Origin of the sequence: Allobaculum sp. JKK-2023 (assembly GCF_034745455.1) — a bacterium.
In the GTDB taxonomy this organism is placed as follows: Bacteria; Bacillota_I; Bacilli_A; order Erysipelotrichales; family Erysipelotrichaceae; genus Allobaculum.
The window spans coordinates 35,574-56,145 of sequence record NZ_JAYERV010000003.1; the positions used below are offsets into that span (position 1 = coordinate 35,574).

A 20,572-nucleotide genomic window follows, 5' to 3' on the forward strand; every position below is an offset into this window, starting at 1 on the left:
GTGAATTTTTTCTTGGATCTCATGACATCTGACACATTATATTTTCCCGAATTCTTCATAGAATAACGCTGTAAGAAGGGAGAAATATTGATGAAATATGTGATTTTAGTCAGCCACGGACAGCTTGCATCAGGGCTGGCCAATGCACTGGGGATGCTGGCAGGAGATCGGAAAGATTTGATTGCCTGCCAGCTGGAAGATGGCAAGAGCGCCGACCAGTTTGCAAAGGAATTTGGCCAGGCCATTGAGTCCGTTACCGATCAGGATGAAATTCTGATGCTCGGGGATATTCTTGGCGGATCCCCTTTGACAACCGCTGCCAATGTAATTGCGCAAAAGGGTCTGGCTGCAAATACCCGGGCAATCGGCGGGATGAACCTGCCGCTGGCTTTAACTGCGCTGCTGATGAAAGATGCGATGGATCTGGATTCATTAAAAGAAAGCATCCTGATGGAAGCCAAAGATGCGATGAAAGAATTCGCCTTTGCTGCTGTTGATGAGGATGACGAAGAAGATGTTTAATTCACAACTGTCCTGAAGCCGAATCATTCAAAAAGATTTGAAACTGAAAATCGAAGCTGGCCTGGCCTTCCCTTGCAGCAGTCAAAACGATCGGCACAAAAACGATCGGCACAAAAGGGAAGCAAGTGACATCAGTGAAGCAAGTGATCAGAGAAAATGCTTCGAAAGCTGTAAGCGACAGCCACCAAACCAAGAAAAGATTCAGGGCGATCCCAAAGAAGAAAAACGATCGAAAAGCCGGCAGGCTTAACAGGAGGAAAGTATGAGTGTTTCATTTATTCGCGTTGATGACCGCATGATTCATGGTCAGACTTGCACCCGCTGGGCAAAAGAATATCCCTGCGATGGCATTATTGCTGTGAACGACAAAGCAGCAGCCAATCCGGTTTTAAAAAATGCCTACAGAGCAGCGTCCGGAAAGAAAACCTTTGTCTGGGGCGTAGATGAGTTTATTAAGAAGAGTCCGAAAGTGCTCAACTCTGACACCCAATATTTTGTCATTACCAAAAATCCGGTGGATATGGAAAAAATTCTCGTTCAGGCCGGCTTTAAGCCCGGCGTGGAAAAAGTGATTATCGGTCCTTGCAACGATCGCCCGGATGCCGTGAAACTTGGCAATAACCAATCCATTACCCAGGAAGAAGCCGATGCCCTCGAAAGCATCAGCAAAGCTGGTTATGATGTTCGATTCCAGCTGCTGCCCGATGTATCGATCGGTGGATGGAATGATTTCAAAGGTCGTTTCGGATATTAATCGGATATTCGTCACATATGAAGAGGGAAGGATTCATCAAGCGAATCAGCAAACCCTCAGAAAATTTTGAATTCTCGATCCATCCAAAGGATCCAACGAAACAATGACTCAGACAGCACCTGCTTCTGTTCGAGCCATTCAGGAAAACAAAGAAAATAAACAGAAAAATGAGAGGAAAAAATCATATGGAAATCAGTTGGCTGCAGGCAGCCATTATTGGTTTGTTTGCCTGCTTATCGAGTATGCCGGGTCTTGGCGGCACCTCGTTTGGTAACTATACATTAGGAAGACCTTTAGTTGGTGGTCTGATCTGTGGAATTGTTTTAGGAGATATTCAAAGCGGGGTTTTAGTCGGTGTTGCAATGCAGATCGTCTATATCGCCCTGGTTACTCCAGGCGGTACGGTATCGGCGGATGTGCGTGCTGTTTCCTATATCGGTGTACCACTGGCCATGATCGCTTTAAAATCCTATGGCTTATCTGCGGATTCGCCAGACGGCCAGGCCCTTGCGACTTCCTTTGGCACGATGGTTGGTACGTTAGGAACCGTTCTGTTTTATGGAACCGCGACCATGAACCTGGTGTGGCAGCATATGGGCTGGAGCGCTGTGGAAAAAGGAGACTTTGACAAGCTGTATCTCGTGGATATGGTCTATCCATGGGTATCGCATATTCTGTTCTCCTTCTTGCCGACCCTGATCATGGTCAAGATGGGCGCGCCAATGGTAGAGCTGATCAAAAACTATCTGCCTATGGATGGCCTGGCTATGAAAACCCTGTTTACAGTCGGAGCGCTGCTTCCCTGCGTCGGAATTGCCATCCTGCTGAAACAGATCGTAGCCAAAGCGCTGGATTTCATTCCATTCTTCTTTGGCTTTACGCTGGCTGCTTCCTTAGGCATCAACCTGGTCAGCGCAACCATTATTGCGGCGATGTTTGCCTATATCAATTACCGCATCAAGATGCTTTCCCTTGCAAAATCCGCGCCCGGCGGCGTTGCTGAATTTGAAGAGGAAGAAGAGGAGGATATCTGATCATGGCAAAGATCTCCAAAAAGGCGCTCACCAAAGCCTTTAATAACTGGTATTATGGAAATTTGACCTGCTTTTCACAAGAACACATGCAGACATTTGGATACATGGTTTCCATGCTGCCCATCATCCGCGATCTGTATTCGGACGATCCAGATCTGCAAATGCGTTCGATGAATACCTATCGGACTTTCTTCAATACAGAACCTCAGTTAGGAACCGTGATTGTCGGCATTACCGCTGGTCTGGAAGAAGCCAGAGCCAATGGACAGGAAGATGTCGATGATGAAACCATCAACAGCCTGCGTGCAGGTCTGATGGGGCCAATTGCTGGCATTGGGGATTCCCTGGTTGTCGGAACCTTGATTCCAATTCTGCTTGGTATTGCAATGGGGATGTCCACTGGCGGAAGTCCGATCGGTGCGATCTTCTATATTATTGTCTGGAACCTGATTGCCTACTTTGGCATGAAAATGCTCTTCTTTAAGGGCTATGAAATGGGTGGAAAAGCGGTTGACTTCCTGGTTGGCCCGCAGGGCGAAGCGCTGCGTGAATCCATTACGATGCTTGGCGGTATTGTCATTGGTGCTGTTGCTGCCAGCTGGGTATCGGTAACAACGGCTTTCTCCATGACTGCCAATGGCGCCGATGAACCATTCCTGGTTTTGCAGGATACCTTGAACAATGTTTATCCTGGCTTTTTAACCGCTGCCTTCATCATGCTTTGCTGGTGGCTGATGGCCAAAAAGAAAATGTCGCCGCTCAAAGTGATGCTCTTACTGGTTGTCATCGCTTTTGTGGGCGTACTGATCGGCTTCTTCGATCCAGGCCTGAACTACTAAACAAAAACAAGCATCTGCCTTCATGTGGTCTTCGTTGTATTGACTCCAATGAGAAATTCAGGCGAGAAATTTCAACAGGAAATCTGGAAAGTCTGAAAGGGTACACAACGGGGCCTTGGTCATGAAATGAGGCGGATATATTTCAATTTTGCTAAACAACGAAGAGAACGTTTTGGTCAACAGGCCGAATGGTCTTTTCAAACGAATTAGCTCCTGACTGTATGAATGTCTTCTTCATTCGGAGTGTCCGTTCTGGATGCCGGGATTGGAATTTTAGGGAGCGATTGATCATGAATTGAATTTGGAAGGGGAGTTTGAACAATGTTGAGTCCACAACAGATCAGACAGCAGTTTGTTACACAGACAACACTCTACAACCGGCTTAAAAAATGGCTGGCAAATACAATGATATTGTCTTCCTTTTTCATCAGCCTGGCTCTCTTCTTCAGATCTGTTCCCTGGGTTGTCTGGCCGGCCTGTATTCTGTTTGCCTGCAGCGTAGCAGCAGTCCTCACAATTGGTCTGGCTTTAAAACGGGGAAAAGACAATCTTGACAAGCTGCTTCTCCTTCTGAATCAAGAGGCATAATTCCTGCCATGCCGAAAGCCATCCGGATCCACCTGATTCGGATGGCTTTTTTTGCAGAAATCTCACTCAGGCCAGAAGATCTGTTTTAGTAACAAACGATAAACAGACAAAACAGGAAAGAATCGTTGCTTTAGAAAAATCGGAATTTTCCTCAAAGGACAGACTGCACGAAAAGCTGAAATTTCAGACCAGGAAAAAAAGCAGTGATAGTCATGGCCGAAATGAGAGCTGGGCACTTCCTGTAGAGTCTTACCGAGATTGATTCCTATCCTGATAAGTAAATCAGGCGTTAGAATTGTCATTGAATTCAATTTTGTTAAGATGATATCAGTTAAACAGTCTGGATGACTCGATAACAGGCTGCGCTTTTTGTTGCCGCAAAAGCAATAACTATTTATTTCTGGCAAGCTGACGATGATTCCCTCATCATCTGTCAAAAATCCCTCAAATCCTTTACCGCAAGGTAAGGCCCGCTACGGTTCCATTGATGAAGACTCCTGATGTGGAGCCTTTTTTATTTTGTTTTCCGCCGGTTTAACGGCTTGTGGAATCGTCATCGAATTTCTCCATCCCGCTGCGTCTGTTCCCATCTTTTCTGCGCTTTTCGTCCTGGTTTTTTCATGCTTCAGCTCATCTTTCCTCGTCTTTCTTTCCTGGCCTTTCTTTCTAAATCACATCAAGTCGGGTTTGTCTTTCGCGTAATGGTCTTCTTCATTATTTGATCCCTGCTTTCTTTCCATAAATATGGGTTAGAAATATGGATCAGGAAACCAGACTTGGAAAATTTCTGCTGCTTTCAGTCTGTAAACTGACCATTTTCGCGCTTTAAAAAGCCTTGAACGTCAAAAAAAGCCACCTGTAAGAAGACAAGTGGCAACGGAAGAGATGGCGTGCTGAGAGGGCAGGGCGATCCCTGAAGAGCGTCCTTCGATTTCTGGCCTGATCTTTGATTGAAAAGAATCCGATCAGGATGAAGTGTTTTGGTCTGGATGAACATCAGTCCTCTTGCTTTGGGGCTGGTCCATGGAGGAAGCGGCAGACGAAGAGGATTGTGGGGAGGCGGCCAAAGACTTTTCAGAAGTCTTTGTTTCGACAGCATTCTGCAAGGAAGCTGATGAAGAACTGGCTTCAGGCTGCAAAGCCGGATCCACTGAAACTGGAATGGACGGAATACGATCGGGTTCTGGGCTGATGGAATCGGCGGTTTTCAGGTTTGCAGAAGCGGGATTTAAAGCCGTCGTGGCGGAGGGGAAGCTTTGCGCGGTTTCTGTACTGGAAGCCTGTTTTGGATTAGAAGTCTGGCTGGTCAGTTGAGACGTGTCGGCAAAAGCAGGCTGGCAATCGTCAGTACTGGTATATTTTTCGTTTTCCTCCAGTTCATGTTCCCGGATTTTATCTTCGATTGTGCGGATGGGGTGGAGAAAGGGTTCAAGCGGCAGGGAAAGATCTTCTTTGAGTTTATCTTCCAGATCTTTAACCTTACTGGCTTCAGGAACAGGCTGTGGAATCGGAGCCTGGATGCTGGCTGGTTCAGGCAGGTCAGCCAGGTCAACCCCGGCTGCTTTGGTATTGATATCCTTCTGGTTGACTACTGTTTCTGGAATATCGTTGACCAGCTTCACGACCTCAGTATCCGTTTCGCCATGCTGGAAATAGGGAAGACCACGAGAAAGTTCCTGATAGACAAGATTTTTGCAGACTTCCATCTGGCTGACCAAAACGAAACCGATGACTTTCATTTCTACCCCACTGCTGGTCATATTGGTGACCAGCACATCGACGGGTTTATCTTTGATGAAATAGGGATTGTCCTTCATCAGACTCAGAACCCGCTTGCGAACCTGTTCATAATCCATGCCGATCGGCAGGACAAATGGAATTTTAAGGCGCAGGGCCGGATATTTTGAATAGTTGATAATCATGTCCTCTACGATTGTGGAGTTAGGAATAACAATTTCTTTGCCATTATCGGTTCGAATGGTAATAAACATTAACTCAATGGCCGTTACGACTCCGCGATGACTGGCAACTTTGATATAATCGCCAACGTTGAACGGTTTTGTGATCAGAATCTGGATCCCTCCGGCCACGTTGGCCATATTGCCTTTTAAAGCCAGTGCAACGCCAAGACCCAATGCAGAGATCAAAGCAATTACACTGTTCATTTTCACACCAAAAGCTTCAGCGGCCATGATCAGGGAAATGGCAATGATCAACATATTGGCTGCCGATCCAATGAAAGTCATCAACCCCTTATTTGCGGACTTTCTTGACATCCGAACGATCAGACGTTTGACCCACGGTCCAACAATCACGCCAAAAAGGACTTCCACGATTGGAATCCAGATGGTGGTTAAAAACTGAAGAATATCTTTACTGATGTCTTGTGACATAAAATCCCCCTGTTTGCGAATACAGTTTCAATTTAATTGTAGACAGAACCTTCTTTTGGGGGATTGACTTGACCGGGATTCCTGAAATATGCAAATATCAATATCGACCAGATTTCTGCCCGTTTTCTTTACGGATAAAAGCGCACAGGCAAGAGGACCACAATGTTATCGATCACTTTCTGGCTGGTGAAACTTTCTGGTCAAGGTACAGATTCAGAAAATAAAGCCAGAATCAGTCTGTTCATAAAAAGATGGGCAGGCAATTGACAGGCAATCGAAATGATCTGTTGAGAGAAAATCAAAACCAGGAAATTGAGCAGCCAGACCTTATTCACGCACCCTCATGCTTTCAGGCAGGAAAAAGAGGTGTCTATAAAAAAAGGCAGAACTGAACTGAGTCGGTCTTTAGGCAGATGGCCAATTCAAATGAAAAATGATCAGTTTGAATCGATCATCTCGAACAGAGAGAATAAAGACAGAAAAATTCCCGGCCTAATGAAATCAGTCTTTCTTCTTTGTCTCTTCTTCCTGACCAAAATCAAGTTCAACCGGAGGATAAAGCAGAATATACATTTTCAGAAATGGTAATTTTAAATTTGAAGCAAAGAGAGATAAATAATAGAGATTTTTCTTTGATTAATTTCGTATAGGGGACGGTTTTCTATACGAAAAAGGCACATATAAAATATAAATAAAAATTTTATACAAGATCTCACCTGATGGCAATTTTGAATTTCGAGGATTTGCCAGAATTTCGAAAAAATACCAAAAAACAATACACTTTTAAAAATGTATAAAAAAGTGATTAAACATGATCAGAAAAATGTTTTAACAAAAGCTATGGGATATATCCATCTGATTGAGATAAGCGTATAAACAACTTTGATTCTCTAGGGAATAGTTGCTTTTTCTAATCCTTTGAGCTTTACTTTAAGTGAAAACAAAGGTCATACTAATTGCCGGATCTGTCGATTTCATTAGTGTAAAAATCGAAATAATACAGCGCGTCCCGGTCAGGTTCAGGGTCAGGCAGTCCCGTGGTCAGAACCAGTGGTCTGGAGGGATCGGGAAGGGAATGTATTATTCTGAATGCATATTTGTGAATATATGGACAGACAAATCCATATTCACCAGCTTGATTCCATGTGATTGAACGATTATGAAGACCGGGAGGGAGAGAACAGAAGTCTCAAAGAAGAGATAGCAATTAATATTCCTTGTACATAAAAGGGAATCATCTTATCCTTGAAGATTTCAAATCATCTAACAAAAACATGCAAAAAATCCATATTTTTTAAAAAATCGCATTTCATCGCATTCATTGACAGAAAATCTGCCTATAATGAAAATGTGAATTGTGAATAACTCGAATTTCTGGATGAAATGATCGTCCAATCATTAAACAACCGAATGCAATTCGGTTATCATCCCTAGATTGTCCCATGGAGGAAACGGATATGAGTAAAACGAACAAAATTAAAAGTCTGCTCGCGTTAAAAGGAGTAAAAAGCGTCGAATATACTCGGATTCTGGGACTCTCCAGACCCCAGGCTCTGAACACGAAATACTCCAGAGATGCCTTTTCTGGCGACGATTTAATCCGTCTGGCGGATCTGACTGGTACCAGACTGGCTTTTATCGATCCAGCTACACGCGAACCTCTGGTTACTTTTGACCAGAATGATGTCAAGAAGGAAAAACCTGCCACCCATGCAGCGAATGAACGTTCGTCCAGACGCAACGAACAGCATGATGTTCGGATGGAGAAGATTGAAGCTGAACCCGCAAGCGCAGCTTAAGTCAATGAATAAAAACCTCACCTCGATTGTGGGGTTTTTATTTTGGCCGCCACAGGAGCGTTTCCTTAAAGGATTGGATAAACTTATTCTTTTCGAAGACTGATAAGGCTTTCATCTGAATTGAGCCGTGATCCAGGTCTTAAAATTGTCTGCTTTTCACTCAATCCGGATCGCTTCAACGACTTTGAGAGATTGTTTTTTCATTCCAACCTGTGATAGACTCGGCTACACGTCAGCAATTGATCGGATTTCGGCCTGATTGTGGGAAGCGTCTGCCCAGAAATCAGTAGAAAATGGATTTCTTTCAGTTTTATTCGCCAGCTGAAAGAGGATGGTCAATGTTGATTTGTTACTCTGATAAGCAGGAGGAATATACATGAGAAGAAGCAGAAACTGGTTATGGCTGCTTGGCATCATGGCTGTCGTCTGGTGGCTGATCTGCGGCTGGTATCAAATCATAGGCCTGTTTGCCCGCGGCAGTGGATACAGACCCCGCAGATCCAGAAAACACTGAAGGAGTCTTTGATCTCATTTCAGCCTGGAGATGCAATTTCATTAGATGGATAAACTGCCCGCTTTACACGGGCAGGCAAAGAGAAAACGCCAGAACGCATGGATTTGATCAATTTTGACCATCCAGAAGGTTCTGGCGTTTTAAATTCAGATGGATTAAGTACTGAAAATCAGGTTGAAGAGCGCAACAAGCAAGAACGGCGACATCAACACCAGCAGATACTTGATCTGCTTTTTTTTCGTCATGCTCAGATACGCGACAAACTCACGAAGCAAGGCATTGAGAGTGAAATACCACTTGGTTTTCGATCCATAGCCGATTGCTTTCATATGCACCTGGCGGCTGAGCAGCAAAGCTCGAAAAACATGATAGCGGGTTGTGACCAGGGCGGTCTTTCCATAGGGACTGGCAAATAGTTCTCTTGAAAAGATCAGGTTCTCCTGGGTGTTCTTCGATCTGGTTTCAGCGATAGTTCGATCTGGATCTGCTCCATGATCAATCGCCCAGGCCATCATGGCCATGCCTTCCGGGATTTGTTCACCTGGACCCTGACCGCCAGACAGAATCAAAACAGCATGGGGATTCTGTCTTTGAAGCCGAATTCCTTTTTCAATGCGTCCCTGAAGAAGCGGCGGGACAACCGTGCCAATCAGACCAGATCCCAGTACAACAATCTGATCCAGTTTTCTTCTGCGAATCGGATGAAACAGATTCACCAGTGCGGACAGGCAATAGATCGCCAGCTGAATGGAGAAGTAAGTCGTTATGATCAAAAGAATCGATGCGATAAACCAATAGAAGGAATTGTCTCCAAGTTTTTGTGCCAGCAGCGGGATAATGAACAGATCAAACAGAATCAGAGTTCCAAGCCCTAAAGACAGGCAGTTTGACCACGAAAAACCTTCACGGCGAATCAGCTTGATGCCCTCAATGATCAAAAACCCGCCCAGTGCAAACGGGAAGAACACCAGAAAGAGTAAAAAGCCCATTGCCAGAATCACCAGGAACATTGACAGCGCTTGATTGTTGACCCAGTAGTCCCTGAATCCAAACAGTAAAATGACGGCTGATAAGCCAACGCCCACCACCAGGGCAAATAAAGCTGTTCCACTCCACAGCGATCGCGGCTCAATAGCCATGACCACGATAAAGAATAACAGTCCCATAACAAATGGAAGACTGGCCAGCATCCATACAGAATCTGTAATGAAAATCACCTCACAATCGACAGATCTTGGTCTGTCTTCATTTTTTTTATTGCCATAAGCGTTAATTCTTCCAACGATTATAGACCGCAGACTTAAACAGAGTGCTTCTGTCTTTTCCAATTCATTTTCAAAATCAATCGCCTCAACCTGCTCAGGGCATCTTTTGATTTTGAACCAGAATCAGGCGGCAGCAACGACGTTATAGTCTAATCGTAATCCACAATCTTTTCAGCAGGATTTCACCAGTCCAATAGTGACCTTACATTGATGTAATCTGGACTGCCAGAAATCTTTACAATTCTAGCGATCTACACCTACCTAAATTCAGGTCTATTGTACAGGCGCCAAACAAAAGCCCTTTGGAGATGAACATCCAAAGGGCTGACAACGATCAATAAACGATAGATATAGATATAAATATATGGATAAGAGAATAGCTAAATGTGGAAAGCTGATTTTATTGATTCGGTGCGCATTCGTTTATGCACATGATTGGATGCACATTATTCTGTACGCAGTGCTTCGACTGGATTTTTCTTGGAGGCAATCGAAGCAGGAATCAGACCGGCGATCATGGTCAGAACCAGATTGATTGCAATCAGAATCAGGCCGCCCTGCCATGGCAGGACTGCAACATTGGCTACTCCAGTCAGGTTTTCGACAACCATGCTGATGGGAATATTCAGCAGGATTGTCAGGCCCACACCAAGAAGTCCGGCAGTTAAGCCGATAATGAACGTTTCCGCATTGAATACATTGCGGATATCACGCTTAGAAGCCCCCATCGCACGAAGAATACCGATCTCTTTGATGCGCTCGAGAACGGAGATGTAGGTGATGATTCCAATCATAATCGAAGAAACGATCAGGGAAATGGAAACAAAGCCCATCAGAACGTAGGAGATCATATTGATAACCGTCTGGACACCGGAAAGCATCGTACCGATTGTATCGGAATAGGTGATGATATTTTCTGGATGATTGTCATCTTCCTGAAGGGTGTTGTACTCCGTAATCAGATCGCCCAGTTTTTCCTTGTCATCAAAGTTTTTGGCATACAGCTTAATGGAAGAAGGAATTTCCTTGTCCAGTACGCCTAGTGTATCCAGGTTGCTCTGGTAAGTCGCATTGGCGTTGTTGTTGTAGGTGGCAATGTATTCAAGCAGCTGCTCTTGCGGCATGGACTGCATCTGCATCATCTGTTCTGGGGTTAACGTATCCATCGAGAATTTTTCACCGTTAGAGAACTCTTTGCCGGTAAAGATGTTGATATCCGGATTGTCTTGTTGCTCTTTAACGATTTCACTTTCCTCAGCCTGCTTTCCAGCCCAGTCACGCAGTTTGGAATCATAGAGAACACCGCCCAGGGCAGTGGTGCTGACTGTCTTTTCTTTTGGCTTGACGATACCAACCACTTTAACATGAGCAGCTTTGTTTTGGATTTGCGTTTTGATGAAATCTTTATCGTCGCTGTTATCAAACCAGAGTCCATTTTCTTTGGTATATAAATCGCAATCAGGCAGGACTTCTAATTCCATGCCTAAGAAGTCTTCGTTGGTATATTCCCCTTCGCTGGAAACTTCAATTTTATCAAGCTTGCCATTCAGGACATTCTGGTAGTTGTCTGCCAGCTCATCCTGGTCGAGCATGCCTAATGAATATAGCGCGTAATCCGTGATTTCATTGCGGGAGTTCACAGCCAGCAGAATTTCATTTTCATTGGCCGGCCAAAAACCGTCGATCAGCTCATAGTTTTCTTCACGCAAAACCTGTGAATCCGGCATCTGTACCCAGACTTCCTGATTCATTGGCGTTTTCATCCCGAAGGTAGACTGCATCTGGCCCATAGAACTCAGTCCAAGTTTATCCATCAGTCCATTTGGGGAGACTTTGACCAGACCATAGGGAGAAGCTTCGTTGTAGACACTCATCTGCATCGCATACGAGTATTCAATGGCTTTTGCGGTATCCCGAATTTCTTGGCCATCTTCGGATTCAATGTATTTCTTGAACTCAGAGAGATTGTTGGTTTTGGTGTTGGAGATTGAACTGAGAATCGACTCAACCATTTTGGACGTCTTAATGTTTTTGTTGTCTTCCTCATTAACTTCCTGATCATCGGCCATATCCATCATGGTCGTCATCATGACTGACATATCCATCGTATTGTCCTTCAGATCAATCGGATAATCCGCCATCGTATCATTCTGCACCTGGTTGATATAAGCCTGCATTCCATTGGATAAGGACATGATCAGCCCGATGCCAATAATGCCAATTGATCCGGCAAATGCAGTCAAAAATGTCCTGGCTTTCTTGGTCATCAGGTTATTGAAGGAGAGGGAAAGCGCGGTCCAGAAGGACATCCCCGGCTTGGTCATCTGGCGGTTTCTGACTTCTGTTTCTTCTTCAGTTACCGGATTGGTATCAGAAAGCATCTTACCGTCTTTTAAGCGTACAATTCGGGTCGAATACTGCTCAGCCAGTTCCGGGTTATGGGTAACCATGACAACCAGTCTGTCTTTAGCAATTTCTTTAAGCAGATTCATGATCTGCACCGATGTTTCGGAATCCAGCGCGCCCGTTGGTTCATCGGCCAGGACAATTTCCGGATCATTCACCAGGGCTCGGGCAATGGCCACACGCTGCATCTGGCCGCCCGACATCTGGGTTGGTTTCTTATAGATCTGATCGTGCAGACCGACTTTTTCAAGAGCCGCAATGGCGCGTTTTTTCCGTTCTTCTTTTGGAACACCAGATAAAGTCAGCGCCATTTCAACGTTTTTGAGAACAGTCTGATGCATGATCAGGTTGTAGCTCTGGAAAATAAAGCCGACCCGATGGTTACGATAGGTATCCCAGTCTTTATCTGTGTATTGCTTGGTGCTTTTGCCGTTGATGATCAGATCCCCGCTGGTGTACTGGTCCAGGCCCCCAACAATATTTAAAAACGTCGTTTTTCCACACCCGGAAGGACCGAGAATCGAAACAAATTCACAATCCCGGAAGGTGACCGACAGATCATTGACTGCTTTTACAATCTGATCGCCAGCGTAGTATTCCTTAACGATATGTTTGCATTGAAGCATAGAGTATCCTTTCTGCAGATTTGCTGATGAATTCAGAGTAGCGGATTTCATGCTGACTGTCTTTGATTTCGATTGATATCCACACGATTTCCATGACCAGACTTCAATAAGAATCGGGCTGAATTTTCTTTGGATCCATCACAAACTGCCTTGAACGAAAACAATTGTATCAGAACTGCAATTACAGCTGGCTTGATTCGTCAAGGCGTAAGGCGATCTGAAACACAATGGAATTTCTTGAATCGAAATGTAGATTTTGCGTCATGTTTACCATACTTGTTCAAAGAAAACGGCTTGAGACAAGCAAATGGAAAACGTTTCCTATTAAAAATTCTCCTGAAAACCGCCAAATTTAGGGGCGCTGAATAATCCGGCAGGATTTGGGATTCTTAACTGCTGTCGGATATGAGACTTCGATGATCTTCAGGAAGAAATAGCCTTCACCTCATCCCCATAGGCCTGCCTTTGTACGGTTTTGATCTTGTTGTTGGCTCCTTGTATCCGTCTGGTAAGCCATAAGGAACAGTTTGAGACTTCGATCCCATCGGGCACAATGATGCTGGCGATTTTTACAGCACTTGCCCAGTTGGATTTGAAAGGGAAATCGCGCTGGCCAAGCAGAAAAGAAAGAGGGAATTGCCATGCAAAGGGAAAGGAATTTACAAAGGACGGAAGAAAACGGAAATAATCGCGGATCGGATTTAGGCAATGAAAAATGGGCAGATAAGGAAATCTCACTGGAAACTGTACTCAGATTCTGCAATGAGCCCAGCGCATCGTTTTTCCGTGTGTGTCGTGTGCAAGGAGAACGAATTTTCGAGAAGAACGAAGAAATAGCTGTTAATAAAGAAAGATCCAAAATCAGGGCAGCCAATACGAGGTCATAAGCCAGTGTTCAATAGTTTTGTTTTACCACAGTTTCTGTTTTGCTTAATGTTCGCTCATAAAAGCAGCTATAATAATTGAAAACACAAAGCAAATTTCAGCGCTGAAATGAGAAAGGAAATTGATCTATGAGTAAAAAAACCAGAGACCAGATTACAGCAGGCGCACTGGCACTCCTGCTGAGTCTGGGACCTGTCGGCTGCAGCATAGCGGACAGTTCAGGATCCACCACTGCTTCACAAAGTACGGTTTCCGGATCCGATCAGACGAATGGAGTGGGTTTGAGCGGCAGACTTGCGTATGCGTCTATTGACCATAATCTCAAAGCCCTATATCAAAATCAGTCAAAATCTATAAAGGCTGTCTGGAGCTTTGATGAGCTGAAACAAGCAGTAGACCAGGCCAGTCAGGAAGATGCTGATGACAATGATGAATCCTTAACTGTTCAGGTTTATCAGAACCTGACATCAGAGAATTCGAGTGGTGAAGACATTGTGGTTGAAGGACCAGTCGATATTTATCTCACCTCCGGCAGTCTATGGAACCTTCCAGAGGTACTGGAAGAGAAAGAGTGGATTGTTGCAGAGTTGCTGGAAAACTGCAAAGACGATCCTGCCAGACTCCAGCAGCTGGTGGCAACATACGGAATTCGTTTTTTTGATCCACTGGATGACGTCACAGAAGTTACTGTGAAAACACCCGAAGAACTTTCAAATCTGATTGAAACCCTGAAGTTGATGTCCTTTAAGTCTCAAAAGACAGGAGACATTGCCATTACGCTGGAAAATGAACCCACAGATGACCAGATCGTACAGGAAATTGCAAGAACCATTCAGGCAATGGATGCTCTGGATGTTTCCTATGCAGACCTTTGTGCAGAAACCGTAAAACGAATAGAAGCCTCGAAGGGAATGGTGAACAAGACGATTGATAACGTTCACTTTACTGTTCAGGATGGCGGAGCACTATGGTTTTATGACATAAACCTGACCGCTCCCGAACACCAGACGCTCGCTTCGGTAAATGGGGGATATTTTGGAGCGGCTCTTGATGGATCCATTGCGGATAAAAAAGAGACAATTACGGGATCGCCGGTTCTGATCGAACTGAATGCCGACAGTAAATTTGGCAGTTCGACTGCTCTTTGCGGCCGCTGGTCAGGGAAAGTTATCATACAACAGGGAAATCAGATGCCTGGACCTGATAACTGCGTTCTTGCAACGGATCCAGTTGAGATAACTGTTCAAAATCAAGACAACAGCCAGCCTGTTTATTCCGTTCTGGTCCCTGATTGGTATGAGTTTGGTGACCTTCCTGTTTCCAGTAATGCTTTTTCATCGTTGCTGAACAGTCAGCCTGATGAGATTCTTGCAGCCTCTTTCTGGACAAGATGCTATAGTGATCCTGCAATGTGCTCTTCCGTGTTTACGATCCACTCAGATTTTTTTGACAGTGACAAGCCAGAGGATTACAGAATCTGCTATCTGTCCATTCCCCGGCATTTAGGACCGTTTACAGACAACGAAGAGATTACCTCACAAGTTGACGCACCGATTCAGATTATGGAGCTGACTCCCCAAAAGATTTCAAAAAAAGATTCGGAATATGAAATGGTCATCGAACTGCCTGTTGACAAGGACAATTCATCTGACGAAAAATCCGATTCTGTTCAACAGCAGTTCTATGTTGCGATCTTCAGAAGCAATCACTAAAAAACTGTAGAGGACTTATTGCTTTCATGAATTCATGAGTTTTACAGACCAAGGCCGAAAAGCTGCCAAATAAGGCCGATTATCCCCAAGAAATCCAGTTTCGTGCAGCCCGTCCATCCAATTGCAGGAAGACAGATAATCCATCAATATCTGTTGCCAAATTACGAATGTTGAATCCAGAAAGAAAGGAGTCCAATAATATGCAGTCAGAAATTATTGTGGTCAGTGATACTCACAGGTTCAACGGATATTTAACAGATTTGGAAAAAGCCTATCCACAGGCAGATCTTTATCTTCATCTGGGAGATCTTCAGGATGACCCCTCCCGTTTTCCAAAATGGAAATTTGTAAGAGGGAATACCGATGACTTTTTTCCTGGTCAGCTGATGCCGTCTATGAGAGTAGTGGAAAAGGATGGTATCCGCATTCTGATGACTCACTCCCACAAGTTTTCGCAGTCCAGTTTGAAAGAAGAACTGGTTCGACTGGCACAAGAAAACAGCTGCTCAGTTGTTTTATATGGCCATACTCATGTTCCAGCCATAAAAAATGAACAGGGAATCTGGATGATCAATCCCGGCAGCCCATCCATTCCCCGAAACCAGAGCCAGCCCTCTTATGCAAGAATTTTGATCGAAGATGGAGAAGTAAAACCTGAACTGATCAGGCAAGAAAAGTGGCCGTTTAAGCGAATCAGCCGTACTGAATAATCCTTAGATAATCAGGAAAGTAGAAGCACACTGTCTATTTTTCCAACAAACCCTTTAAGCATCAATTAAATTTCATATCTTCCTCGGTAGAACTATACTAAATGTGCTTCTACTTTGAAGCATAGAGGAGTGTGCTTCTACTTATGGCTTATATCAAGGTTCAGAAAATCGTTCGTGATGCTGAAAATAACATAGTCTCTGGGTCCGCGGCCATTGTTAAGTCTATTTATGCGCCAGAGAGGAAAAACCATTCTGCTCAACAGGTTTTAGAACGTCTTGGCAAGGTGATTTCACTTGCTGAGGATAAGAAATCCGGGGTTTTTCTTTCTCCAACACGTGGTTTAGTTCACTATAACGTGACTACGGATACTTTTTCTCCTGTTTCAGAAGAAGAAAAAGAGAACCAATGTAAGCTGGTTTTCCCAGAGCCGCAAATTCATACGGTTTTTGGTGACTCATATCTACTTCTACAATTTTTAGAAAAACGTGGCCTGCTGGAGGTTTTCAAAACGGTTTTTCCAAAAAAAGAAGAACTGGAAAGGGTTCTTGCTCATATTCTTCATGGAGTTCTCAGAGATGGATCAAAAATTGGCTGTGATGATTTTCTTGAAAAATCTTATGCATCTTATTTATTTGAAGACTTGCCAATTCAATCCCTACACTCCGATACAGCTTTTTTCTCTTTGCTGGGAAGCGATAAAACCCGGGTGGCATTCTTCAAAGAGTTTATAAAGCTGATGAAGAAACAAAATCCAAAATTTGGCCAGGGATGCTACGTAGACTCTACTCCTCTTCCAAACCAGATTACCAACAACCCTTTTAATGCACTATGCTGCCATGGACTTTCGTCATCTGAAATTCAAATCCGCCTGGTCTTGGTTTTAGACGATGCGACTGGCCTGCCAGTTTGGTATGACATCATTCCTGGCAATGTGCTGGATTTAAGCACGGTGATGAACATTGTCAATGATGTCGCTTCGACTTTGGATATTGAAATTGAATCGCTGGTTCTTGATGCTGGCTATGTATGTGAGCCGCTGATAGCCGCTTTCCATATTGGAAGTTCAAAATCCGTCATCAGCCGGATGCCAGCCAGACGGGGGTACCCGTTCAAAGAACTCTACTGGCAGTTCAAAGACCAGATAAATAAAGGGAAATACCAGTTTGTTCGTAAGGATCACACCTATTTCGGAAGAAAGAAGAAAATCAAACTATACGGAAAATATGACGAATACGCCTACGTTTATGTAGATCAGAACAATGCGCTTTACCACTTTATTGATTATCTTGAAGACCACAAAGATGAGTTTCAAAAGATGAAGGATAAAGACAAGGACTGGATGACTGTCAAATTCGGATATTTTGTTCTTCTATCCAACATCGATACTTCTCCTGAAGATTTGCTTTATCGGTATTTCTGCCGCACTGAGATAGAGACAGTTTTCAAAACCAGTAAAGAATATTTGGAACTGCTTCCTCTTTCAAAATGGAGCGATACAACAGTCAGAGGGAAAATCCTGCACGATATTATCGATACAATCATTCTGTTGCTCGTTCGAAAACAAATGGAAAATACCGGCGTATCTACATCACGATTATTTGGGAAAACCCAATCGTTGATGTGCTGCCTAGGACCTAATAAAAAAGTTGTGATCGAAGTTCCTAACAAGCACGTAAAACAATTTTATAAAATTTTAGATATAGAAATTCCAACTCATCTAAACCTTGATAAGGAACGAAGTAGAATGCGCGGCTATACTCATCTGTAACAGTCATTGATGTGTATAGCTAAACTAGTTTAAAATCCAAAGTTGTGCTTCTACTTTTTCGATTATCTAAGGATAATTGATTCAATTGGTCTTCCATACAAAAACAGGACGAACCCAAATGATATTAACCAGTTAATATTTGATATGGGCGTTTAACAGTTATAAATAATATTATAAATCCTTTTATTTAATATAAAAATATATAGGCTTTCGGCTATGAAAGCGATATCATAATAGCGGAGATGATGTTTATGGCCCTGATGAAAATCGGTGAATTTGCCAAAGAACTGGGCGTGTCTGTACAGCAGCTCAGAATTCTGGATAAGAACGGAATTCTCAAGCCGGCTGTCACTTCTCCCAAAGGGACCCGCTATTACTCAGAAGATCAGCTATATCAATACAAACGTCAAAATCGTCCAACCAGAATAGTCGTCGGTTACTGCCGGGTCAGTACGAACGGCCAGAAGAATGATCTGGAAGCTCAGATCTCGAATGTCAAAACCTACATGCTTGCCAAAGGCTACAATTTTGATGTCATCAGCGATATTGGTTCCGGAATCAACTACAAAAAGAAGGGCCTCCAGAAGCTGATGAAGATGATCTCCAGTAACGAGGTTGATAAGGTTGTTGTGCTGTATAAGGACCGTCTGATGCGGTTTGGGTATGATATGTTCGCTTATTTTTGTGAACTGAACGATGTAGAAATCGAAATCATCGACCATACGGAAAGAATAGAAGAACAGGAACTGACAGAGGACCTGATCCAGATTGTTACCGACTTTGCAAACCGCCTGTATGGCAAAAGATCAAAGAAAACAAAGAAGCTCATTGCAGAAGTGAGCCAAAAGGAGGCTGATCCAGATGATTATGGCGCAAAAGATCCGCCTGCTGCCAACACCTGAGCAGGAAAAACCGTTCTTTAAATCGGCAGGAACAGCCCGCTTTGCCCACAACTACTTTGTGCAAAGAATGAAGGAACATCACGAAGAGACCGGCTTATGGTCCATTAAGGAAGAAGATGTCCGAAAGGAGTTGACGCAGCTAAAAAAGACAAAGGAATACTCATGGCTGAAGGAAGTCGGGGCTAATGTCGTCAAGCAGTCTGTTAAAGATGCCGGAAAAGGACTCACCCGCTTTTTGGAAGGTACTGGCGGACTTCCAAAGTTTCACAGCCGCAACTGCACAAAACCGTCATTTTATGTCAACTATGAGTCCCTGACTAAAACAGAAAACGGATTTCGCGGTGAGAAGATCGGCTTTGTCAGAACAGCCTCACCTCTTCCAGACCTTCCAAAGGGACAGGCTCACTATAGCAACCCAAGAGTCTCCTATGATGGAAAACACTGGTATATCAGTGTCGGCATCGAGGTTCCCGAAGAAAAAGCAGAATTGACTTCTACAGTCCTGGGCATTGACCTGGGAATTAAAGTGCTTGCTTATCTTTCAGACGGAACCTGGTATCCAAACATCAACAAAACCGGACGAGTGCGCAAGCTTGAGCGAAGACTGTTAAGAGAGCAAAGACGCCTGTCCAGAAAAGAACGGGCCAACATCGACCACTATGAGGAAGTCATTGGAAAAGACGGAAAGACTTATCGAAAACCGGTCTATAGAAGAGGGCTGCATGAATGCCGGAACTACCAGAAGCAGAGAAAAGTGGTGGCCGGTGTCCATAAGAAACTCAAAGACCTGAGAACCAATTATGTCCATCAGGTAACAAGGGACATCGTCAATACTCTGCCTAAGGCAATTGTTATGGAAGAGCTGAAGGTCCAGAACATGATGAAAAATCATACGCTTGCCAAAGCAATCAGTGAGCAGATGTGGTCAGAGTTTCGAAGACAGATTGAATATAAGGCGAAGATGAAAGGGATTAAAGTTGTCTTTGCCGATCCGTTCTTTCCAAGCTCAAAAACCTGTTCACACTGTGGAAACGTCAAGAAAGATCTTCAGTTAAAGGACCGGATTTATATCTGTCCGGTCTGCGGCCATGTGATTGACAGAGACTTGAATGCCAGCATGAATCTGGCATACTGCTACATCAATCAGCATGACCTGGTGCAGGAATAAAGGTTCACCAAAAAGAACATCCTGCAAGTACCCTTCGCTATGGGGGAAGGAGAATGCCTGTGGACTGCCATATAAACGCTGTGTAAGCCAGCGGGCGGAAAAACTCCAAAAGGAGAAGAAGCAGGAATCCCTCCAGAGCAGACCTGTTTAAGAATTTGCATAAATCCCTGTTTTATGTTTTTGCAGAAATAGCGTGCTGACCTATAACTAAATTATATTTATATCGTTGTTTGATTTTTATAGTTTGAATATAGTCGCTATATATCTGACTTAGGCTAGATTTATTGGGAGAGTTACTTTTATGCAGATCCTTAGCAGGTTCAAGCTGGATGGGGGAAGATATCTGTAACTATCGAGCAGAAATATTAGATAGTTGTAGATATTTAGTAGCGGATTCGTCCTTTGTAGCAGCTGGCATATCAGCTCCGTTCATGTATTTTTTCTCTGGTCAGGCTTGGGCGAGAGGTCCTTTACAGCGCATCCTCTTGCTCCTGAACCTCTGAAAACCGCCTTCAATCTAAAAAATGAGTCGTTAACAGTTGGCTGAAGGCGCAGCTATTGACCAGGGGAAGGCCGCTATAAAGAACCGCTTCGAAAACTTACGTTCACTCATTGAATCAATTGGTTTGGTATCCATCAAGCAATTGTGGATATCTCTTTTCCTCCAGATAACTGGAATCGGTTCG

15 protein-coding genes are annotated in these 20,572 nt (G+C 43.9%); 12 read left to right on the top strand and 3 right to left on the bottom strand.

Annotated features, from left to right (window positions below):
• Window positions 1-90 precede the first annotated feature (90 nt).
• From U4956_RS00265 to U4956_RS00285, 5 genes are all read left to right on the top strand, one after another.
• Entirely contained in the window at window positions 91-522 is a 432-nt protein-coding gene (locus tag U4956_RS00265; protein ID WP_323088113.1) for a PTS sugar transporter subunit IIA, read from the top strand.
• 262 nt (window positions 523-784) lie between these two features.
• The gene (locus U4956_RS00270) at window positions 785-1,276 is read left to right on the top strand and encodes a PTS sugar transporter subunit IIB (protein WP_323088114.1); all 492 of its coding nucleotides are present in this window, start codon (window positions 785-787) and stop codon (window positions 1,274-1,276) included.
• Between the two features lie 185 nt (window positions 1,277-1,461).
• A complete protein-coding gene (locus U4956_RS00275) occupies window positions 1,462-2,310 on the top strand; it encodes a PTS sugar transporter subunit IIC (protein WP_323088117.1) in 849 nt (282 codons plus the stop codon).
• A 2-nt stretch (window positions 2,311-2,312) separates the two neighbouring features.
• A complete protein-coding gene (locus U4956_RS00280) occupies window positions 2,313-3,149 on the top strand; it encodes a PTS system mannose/fructose/sorbose family transporter subunit IID (protein ID WP_323088120.1) in 837 nt (278 codons plus the stop codon).
• A 321-nt stretch (window positions 3,150-3,470) separates the two neighbouring features.
• Complete coding sequence (locus tag U4956_RS00285) at window positions 3,471-3,737, top strand: hypothetical protein (RefSeq protein WP_323088122.1); 267 nt, start codon at window positions 3,471-3,473, stop codon at window positions 3,735-3,737.
• A gap of 965 nt (window positions 3,738-4,702) precedes the next feature.
• Here U4956_RS00285 and U4956_RS00290 read toward each other — a convergent pair.
• The gene (locus U4956_RS00290) at window positions 4,703-6,130 is read right to left on the bottom strand and encodes a mechanosensitive ion channel family protein (protein ID WP_323088124.1); all 1,428 of its coding nucleotides are present in this window, start codon (window positions 6,128-6,130) and stop codon (window positions 4,703-4,705) included.
• A 1,457-nt stretch (window positions 6,131-7,587) separates the two neighbouring features.
• On the opposite strand from U4956_RS00290, the gene U4956_RS00295 reads away from it, so the two are divergent.
• Window positions 7,588-7,929, top strand: coding sequence for a hypothetical protein (locus U4956_RS00295; protein ID WP_323088126.1), 342 nt, complete (start codon window positions 7,588-7,590; stop codon window positions 7,927-7,929).
• 376 nt (window positions 7,930-8,305) lie between these two features.
• The gene (locus U4956_RS00300) at window positions 8,306-8,443 is read left to right on the top strand and encodes a hypothetical protein (RefSeq protein ID WP_323088127.1); all 138 of its coding nucleotides are present in this window, start codon (window positions 8,306-8,308) and stop codon (window positions 8,441-8,443) included.
• Between the two features lie 155 nt (window positions 8,444-8,598).
• Here the strand turns inward: U4956_RS00300 and U4956_RS00305 are convergent, their stop codons facing one another.
• Both U4956_RS00305 and U4956_RS00310 read right to left on the bottom strand, forming a co-directional pair.
• Window positions 8,599-9,660, bottom strand: a complete 1,062-nt coding sequence (locus U4956_RS00305) for a YdcF family protein (protein ID WP_323088128.1) — start codon at window positions 9,658-9,660, stop codon at window positions 8,599-8,601.
• Between the two features lie 494 nt (window positions 9,661-10,154).
• Complete coding sequence (locus tag U4956_RS00310; protein WP_323088130.1) at window positions 10,155-12,740, bottom strand: ABC transporter ATP-binding protein/permease; 2,586 nt, start codon at window positions 12,738-12,740, stop codon at window positions 10,155-10,157.
• A gap of 1,013 nt (window positions 12,741-13,753) precedes the next feature.
• On the opposite strand from U4956_RS00310, the gene U4956_RS00315 reads away from it, so the two are divergent.
• The 5 genes from U4956_RS00315 to U4956_RS00335 all read left to right on the top strand — a co-directional run bounded on the left by U4956_RS00315 (window position 13,754) and on the right by U4956_RS00335 (window position 19,886).
• Window positions 13,754-15,337, top strand: coding sequence for a hypothetical protein (locus U4956_RS00315; RefSeq protein WP_323088131.1), 1,584 nt, complete (start codon window positions 13,754-13,756; stop codon window positions 15,335-15,337).
• 200 nt (window positions 15,338-15,537) lie between these two features.
• Complete coding sequence (locus tag U4956_RS00320) at window positions 15,538-16,047, top strand: metallophosphoesterase (protein ID WP_323088132.1); 510 nt, start codon at window positions 15,538-15,540, stop codon at window positions 16,045-16,047.
• 143 nt (window positions 16,048-16,190) lie between these two features.
• Entirely contained in the window at window positions 16,191-17,816 is a 1,626-nt protein-coding gene (locus U4956_RS00325) for a transposase (protein ID WP_323088133.1), read from the top strand.
• Between the two features lie 251 nt (window positions 17,817-18,067).
• A complete protein-coding gene (locus U4956_RS00330; protein WP_323088134.1) occupies window positions 18,068-18,718 on the top strand; it encodes an IS607 family transposase in 651 nt (216 codons plus the stop codon).
• Window positions 18,678-19,886, top strand: a complete 1,209-nt coding sequence (locus U4956_RS00335; RefSeq protein ID WP_323088136.1) for a transposase — start codon at window positions 18,678-18,680, stop codon at window positions 19,884-19,886. The genes U4956_RS00330 and U4956_RS00335 overlap by 41 nt, the downstream gene beginning before the upstream one ends.
• The last annotated feature ends 686 nt before the right edge of the window (window positions 19,887-20,572 follow it).

Coding starts and splice junctions, on each gene's coding strand:
- U4956_RS00265 (WP_323088113.1), top strand. CDS start 91: ATGAAATATGTGATTTTAGTCAGCCACGGACAGCTTGCATCAGGGCTG.
- U4956_RS00270 (WP_323088114.1), top strand. CDS start 785: ATGAGTGTTTCATTTATTCGCGTTGATGACCGCATGATTCATGGTCAG.
- U4956_RS00275 (WP_323088117.1), top strand. CDS start 1,462: ATGGAAATCAGTTGGCTGCAGGCAGCCATTATTGGTTTGTTTGCCTGC.
- U4956_RS00280 (WP_323088120.1), top strand. CDS start 2,313: ATGGCAAAGATCTCCAAAAAGGCGCTCACCAAAGCCTTTAATAACTGG.
- U4956_RS00285 (WP_323088122.1), top strand. CDS start 3,471: ATGTTGAGTCCACAACAGATCAGACAGCAGTTTGTTACACAGACAACA.
- U4956_RS00290 (WP_323088124.1), bottom strand. CDS start 6,130: ATGTCACAAGACATCAGTAAAGATATTCTTCAGTTTTTAACCACCATC.
- U4956_RS00295 (WP_323088126.1), top strand. CDS start 7,588: ATGAGTAAAACGAACAAAATTAAAAGTCTGCTCGCGTTAAAAGGAGTA.
- U4956_RS00300 (WP_323088127.1), top strand. CDS start 8,306: ATGAGAAGAAGCAGAAACTGGTTATGGCTGCTTGGCATCATGGCTGTC.
- U4956_RS00310 (WP_323088130.1), bottom strand. CDS start 12,740: ATGCTTCAATGCAAACATATCGTTAAGGAATACTACGCTGGCGATCAG.
- U4956_RS00315 (WP_323088131.1), top strand. CDS start 13,754: ATGAGTAAAAAAACCAGAGACCAGATTACAGCAGGCGCACTGGCACTC.
- U4956_RS00320 (WP_323088132.1), top strand. CDS start 15,538: ATGCAGTCAGAAATTATTGTGGTCAGTGATACTCACAGGTTCAACGGA.
- U4956_RS00325 (WP_323088133.1), top strand. CDS start 16,191: ATGGCTTATATCAAGGTTCAGAAAATCGTTCGTGATGCTGAAAATAAC.
- U4956_RS00330 (WP_323088134.1), top strand. CDS start 18,068: ATGGCCCTGATGAAAATCGGTGAATTTGCCAAAGAACTGGGCGTGTCT.
- U4956_RS00335 (WP_323088136.1), top strand. CDS start 18,678: ATGATTATGGCGCAAAAGATCCGCCTGCTGCCAACACCTGAGCAGGAA.